This window comes from Microcoleus sp. B3-D2 (assembly GCF_036705345.1).
Taxonomy (GTDB): Bacteria; Cyanobacteriota; Cyanobacteriia; order Cyanobacteriales; family Microcoleaceae; genus Microcoleus.
Map to the genome: position 1 here is coordinate 1 of NZ_JAUBUG010000116.1, position 6,175 is coordinate 6,175.

The 6,175-nt window shown below is 45.2% G+C and carries 3 protein-coding genes; 1 reads left to right on the plus strand and 2 read right to left on the minus strand.

The window, feature by feature from the left end; all coding sequences use genetic code 11:
- Positions 1–183: transposase (locus QUB14_RS27080; protein ID WP_333221088.1), on the plus strand; the 183-nt coding region annotated here is incomplete at its 5' end.
- Positions 184–309: 126 nt separating this feature from the next.
- On the opposite strand, the gene QUB14_RS27085 is transcribed toward QUB14_RS27080, so the two are convergent.
- Positions 310–4,083 (minus strand): bluetail domain-containing putative surface protein, encoded by a 3,774-nt coding sequence (locus QUB14_RS27085; RefSeq protein WP_333221090.1) that lies wholly within the window; start codon positions 4,081–4,083, stop codon positions 310–312.
- Between the two features lie 755 nt (positions 4,084–4,838).
- On the minus strand, positions 4,839–6,175 hold a 1,337-nt coding region (locus QUB14_RS27090), incomplete at its 5' end, for a calcium-binding protein (protein WP_333221092.1).

The following is a 6,175-nucleotide window of genomic DNA, read 5'->3' on the forward strand; positions in this document are numbered from 1 at the left end:
GGTCGCATTGAACTACTGATTCAGGACGCCGGATGTGAGTTGCTCTACTTACCTGCTTATTCACCAGACTTAAATAAGATTGAGCAATGTTGGTCTTGGCTCAAAAGTCGGATTCGCAAGCAACTCGCTCAGTTTGATTGTCTACGCGATGCGATGGAGTATGTTCTGCACGTATCGTCCTAACCGCCCTGGCGGTTGCTATAATTCCCTGTCGGACTTTCTCGAAAAACCCGGTTTGTTGGCTACTTTTTCCCATTTGGATTCACAGCTCATCCTTCGATTATGCAGCGCCAATCCTTGAGGTTGTGATTAGACAAAGAAATTGGTAACGGGAATAGAGCCAGCAGGAGGGAAAGTCCCGGTAGTTGTTAATTTAATCACTAAATCGCTACTCGCTTGAAAACCAGCAGTAGCATCATTAATCACAAGGTAATTACCAGCAATCGAGGCATTTGTAGCCCCAACAAAAGCAGCGCTATTAATTCCTAGAGCTTGGTTTCCGGCTAATCCTCCATTAGCATCGATCAACACTTGATCTACCAGAAGTTGTAAAGTGGTGGCAGTGCTATTATCAGCAGCACGGCTAAAGCTACTAGGGGCATTCATTGCGGCTCCAGCTTGGGTCAACAAGTCGATTTTATCAGTGCCGATCGCAAAGTCGGCAACGCTATCCCTGGCGGATACAGAAGACTCTCCAAACTTGAAGACGAAAGTATCTGCACCCGTACTACCCGTTAGAATATCTTGACCACCCCCCCCGTTGAGCCTATTATTGGCGGTGTTGCCTACAATAGTGTTGGCTAGAGTATTTCCGGTGCCGTTAATCAGTGCGGTGCCTGTTAAACGGAGGGTTTCAACATTTGCAGCTAAGGTGTGGCTGACGGTTGAGCGCACCTCGTCGGTTCCTTGAGCTGCAAGTTCAGTGACGACAACTCCTGCATTATTCACAACGTAGATATCGTTACCCAATCCGCCTCTCAATTGGTCGAGTCCGCCACCGCCAGTGAGGATATTATTAGCGGCGTTGCCGGTGATGACGTTGGCTAAAGGATTTCCGGTGCCGTTAATCAGTGCGGTGCCTGTTAAAGTGAGGTTTTCAACATCAGCACCTAAGGTGTAGGTGATGCCAGATTGCACCAAGTCGGTTCCTTGAGCTGGAAGTTCACTGACGACATCTCCGGCATTATCGACAACGTAAATATCGTTACCCAATCCGCCTGTATGTTGGTCGGCTCCGGGTCCTCCGTTTAAACGATCGTTACCATCGTTACCATTAAGGATGTCGTTTCCAGCAGCCCCGTTGAGGGTGTCGTTGCCGGCCAATCCATTGAGGGTATTATTGCCGGGGTTGCCGCTGAGGATGTTGGCTAAAGTATTTCCTGTGCCGTTAATCCCAGCGATGCCCATTAAAGTGAGGTTTTCAACATCATCACCTAATGTGTAGGTGATGCCAGATTGCACCAAGTCGGTTCCTTGAGCTGGAAGTTCAGTGACAACATCTCCTGCATTATCGACAACGTAAATATCGTTACCCAATCCGCCTGTAAGTTGGTCGGCTCCGGGTCCTCCGTTTAAACGATCGTTATCATCGCCACCATCTAGGGTGTCATTGCCGGCCAATCCATTGAGGGTGTCGTTGCCGGCCAATCCATTGATGGTATCTGGATTGGGAGTTCCGGTTAAGTTATCAGCGCCAGGAGTGCCATTTATCTCGCCTGTACCGGCTGCAATATTAAGTTGAATCTCACCTGTAGCACTATAATAACCATCAACAGCTATTTGATAGGTTGTCCCGGCTGTAGCATTGAGGCTAAGCAGGCTAGTGTTATTCCCTCCCCCCTGATCATCGAAGTCAATCAGAGTGAGGTTATCAACCGCAGAACCAGTGAAAACCGACAACCAAGTATCGAAATTACTGTTTACGGTGTTAATCTCAAAGGTCCCGGTACTGGGTGCTGTCCAAGACCACCACGCCGAGTTAGTTGTCCCACTTTGGCTAGGTTCACCTACTTCTCCGGTGGCTCCAATATTTGAGCCTGTACCATTGGCTGTTGAACCAGTCAAAGCAATTGAGTTGGCAAAATTATCATTGGCTGGGGGGGGAACGGCAATATTAAGTTGAATCGCTCCGGTAGCACTGCTAAAACCATCAACAGCTATTTGATAGGTTGTCCCGGCTGTCGCATTAAGGTTGATGAGGCTAGTTGCATTACCCCCTCCATCATCATTGGAGCCAATCAGACTGAGGCTATCCACCGCCGAACCCGTGAACACGGACAAGTAAGTGTCGAAATTACTGTTTTTGGTATCAATGGTAAAGGTTCCGCTACTGGGTGCTGTCCAAGACCACCACGCCGAGTTAATAGTTCCATTTTGAGCCGGTTCTCCTGTTTCTCCTGTGGCACCTACATTAGTACCTGTTGCATTTGCTGTACTACCTGATAATACACTGCGATTAACAAAATTATCATTGACTGGTGGTGGTGGAGTAACAGTTAATGTTCCTGGAAAGGCTCTTTGATTACTAGCTAGTGACTCATCATATTCGCCAATAGAAGCAGTAGGATCAATAAAAGAAACAACTCGATAAGTACCTACTGGGATATTAGGAAATGTACCGCTCCAAGAAGTATCAGCCCAATTAAATGGACTCAAGGAAGATAAGTTAGCAGTACCTAACAAATAATGAGAGCCAACACCATTAGTAACATCATCATCTGTGGAAGCGTAGAAATTAACAGTATAGTTTCCAGATGCTTCTGTGCCATTATTTCGAGCAAATGTATTGACACTAAAACCTTGACCAGGTGAAACGGTAGTTCTACTAAAACTACCAATAGCTGAATTAAACCAGTTATCCCAATCAACTAGGTCTGGTTTGCTGACTGGGGCTGACTCAGCTTTATAAGTATTGAATAAGTCAAACATATAAGATTGTATCCGGGGACCAAAATTGGCAGTAAATGTAAGATCACTATAAGCAACGACACCTTTTATTCTCCGTTGATTATCAGAATCTACTTGCCATACAGGACTTCCGCTTTGTCCTGGAATAACATCTACATTTTGGTTGTAAGATATTCGAGTTGCCGTTGAAGAACTAACAGTACCATCAGCACGATATAAACCTACATCATCAAACCATTGTGTGGCAAGATCACTTGGATACCCAGCAGTTGTAATTCCTTGACCATTAATATTAGCAGTAGAACTTTGATAGCCAAAAGAACCTGTATAATTTCCCACTGGGCGATCAAGTTGAATAACACCCCAATCTTGATCAAGAGAAGCATCATTTATCCATGAAGTATTAGTTTTCAATGAGGTATATGATGCTTCACCAAACCATCTATCTTTACCATTCCTGCCTGGAGTAAATTTAACTTCTGTTGCCCAACCACCTCTTGCATGACTATAAATAACATGACCAGCCGTTAATACAGTGAAAGGACCTATTAATGATCCTGTACCACCGCTCCACTCACCATTAGGAAATTTTGCTTGTACAAGTCCAATCGAACTCCAAGGATAGTTTTGAGTATCAGTTACTCTCTGACGGTCATCACTACCAATGATGGTTTCAGTAGATACATAACCCGGTGGTAAAGGTACAGGTTCCATACCATCATTAGCATCAGTATTTCTGGGTGAATCAATAGATGATTTAGCTGTATCTGGTACAGAAACAATAGATGTAGTTGGCTGAAGAATTTCGTCTAAATTCTCTGATGTACTAGGTACAATAATAGCCGGTGCTTCATCTATGTATTCAAAACGGGGATCATCCTTATAAGCTGATATTGTTTGTTCAACCGTTCCTGAAGGAGTCTGCCAGATGTCAGTCCCAGGTTGTGACGCTTGGGTAACTTTTGTGACTCCGATTTCTGCTGGCAAGTTGGTAATTTCACTGGCATTCGCGGTGGGCTTCAGTTTGGCAATTACGCGGTCTGAGCTAAAATTCGTATCCATAATATTGTCGGTTTCTGCTAGAAAGTTGGTTGTTTCACTCGCACTAGCAGTGGGAGAGGGAATGTTGCCAGAGGTTGATAAATTCTTGCCATCGGGCAATAGTGTGTCAAACATGGTATTTTTTGCTTTTTTTATGGGTGGATGTTACTTTTGTCTTGCCTCTATCAATCAATAATGCACGCGAATTGAACTAAATGACCAAAACTTTACACAGTCTTTAAACTCCCTGAACTTTGCCCCGCTATGGTAAGGATTCAGGTCAGGTGAAAAGCAGTAAAATCTATACGGTGTAACCATTCGATCGAATAATCATCAAATATCCATTCTTATTAACAAACCATGAAAGCTTTGATTCTCGTACCTATTGAGAATTAAGCTGTTGATTTAGCGAAGGATTGAATTCTAGAAGCCTTTCTGTGACTACGTTTCAGATACCTGAATCCTTACGCGCTATGTATGAGACAGCGCGGGATTTTTTTGGCGTTTTGTGCGGACTTTATATCACGGCCAAACCGTGACTTGTTTGATACCCCAGGGTGTGGAATCTGGGTTGAAACCCACATTCCGCACCCTGAATTGTCACACTACGAATTTTCGGAGTTTGGCTAAATTGAACTGGCGATCGCCAGTCCAATTTCCCACTTGTGTGTATAAAAAATGATCATTTGGGTTCACAAAATTCCGCAAAAACCGATTGTGACAGTGGAGGGTGCGGAAAGTGGGTTGAAACCAATCCTATACAAATAAAGTCCGACAGGGAATTAATACCCTGTCGGACTTTCTCAAAAACCCGGTTACTTCGCTAATTTTTACGATTTGGATTCACAGATCATCCTTCGATTATGCAGCGCCAATCCTTGAGGTTATCGTTAGATAAAGAAACTGGTAACGGGAATAGCGCCAGCAGGGGGTAACGTCCCGGTGGTTGTTAATTTGATCACTAAATCGTTACTCGCCTGAAAACCAGCAGTACCATCATTAATCACAAGGTAATTACCGGTGATCGAGGCATTTGTAGCCACCACTAAAGCAGCCCTATTAATTCCTAGAGCTTGGTTTCCGGCTAATCCTCCATTAGCGTCGATAAACACTTGATCTACCAGAAGTTGTAAAGTGGTGGCAGTGCTATTATTGGCAGCACGGCTAAAGCTAGTAGGGGCATTCATTGCAGCTCCACCTTGGGTCAACAAGTCGATCTTATCAGTGCCGATCGCAAAGTCGTTAACGCGATCGCTGGCGGATACAGAGGATTGTCCAAACTGGAAAAGGTAAATATCGTTACCCAATCCGCCTGTAAGTTGGTCGGCTCCGGGTCCTCCGTTTAAACGATCGTTACCCTCGTTACCATTAAGGATGTCGTTTCCAGCAGCCCCGTTGAGGTTGTCGTTGCCGGCCAATCCATTGAGGGTATTATTACCGGAGTTGCCGGTGATGACGTTGACTAAAGTATTTCCGGTGCCGTTAATCAGTGCGGTGCCTGTTAAAGTGAGGTTTTCAACATCAGCAGCTAAGGTGTAGGTGACGCCAGATTGCACCAAGTCTGTTCCTTGAGCTGGAAGTTCACTGACGACATCTCCGGCATTATCCACAACGTAAATATCGTTACCCAATCCGCCTGTAAGTTGGTCGGCTCCGGGTCCTCCGTTTAAACGATCGTTACCCTCGTTACCATTAAGGATGTCATTTCCAGCAGCCCCGTTGAGGTTGTCGTTGCCGGCCAATCCATTGAGGGTATTATTACCGGGGTTGCCGGTGATGACGTTGGCTAAAGGATTTCCGGTGCCGTTAATCAGTGCGGTGCCTGTTAAAGTGAGGTTTTCAACATCAGCACCTAAAGTGTAGGTGATGCCAGATTGCACCAAGTCGGTTCCTTGAGCTGGAAGTTCACTGACGACATCTCCGGCATTATCCACAAAGAAAATATCGTTACCCAATCCGCCTGTCATTTGGTCGGCTCCGGGTCCTCCGTTTAAACGATCATTATCCTCGTCACCATTAAGGGTGTCATTGCCGGCAGCTCCGTTGATGGTGTCGTTGCCGGCAAATCCATTGATGGTATCTGGATTGGGAGTTCCGGTTAAGTTATCAGCGTTAGCAGTGCCATTTATCTCGGATTTCTCTGGTTCCAGATTAAGTTGAATCTCACCTGTAGCACTGCTATAACCATCAACAGCTATTTGATAGGTTGTCCCGGCTGTGGCATCCA

Coding starts and splice junctions, on each gene's coding strand:
- QUB14_RS27085 (WP_333221090.1), bottom strand. CDS start 4,083: ATGTTTGACACACTATTGCCCGATGGCAAGAATTTATCAACCTCTGGC.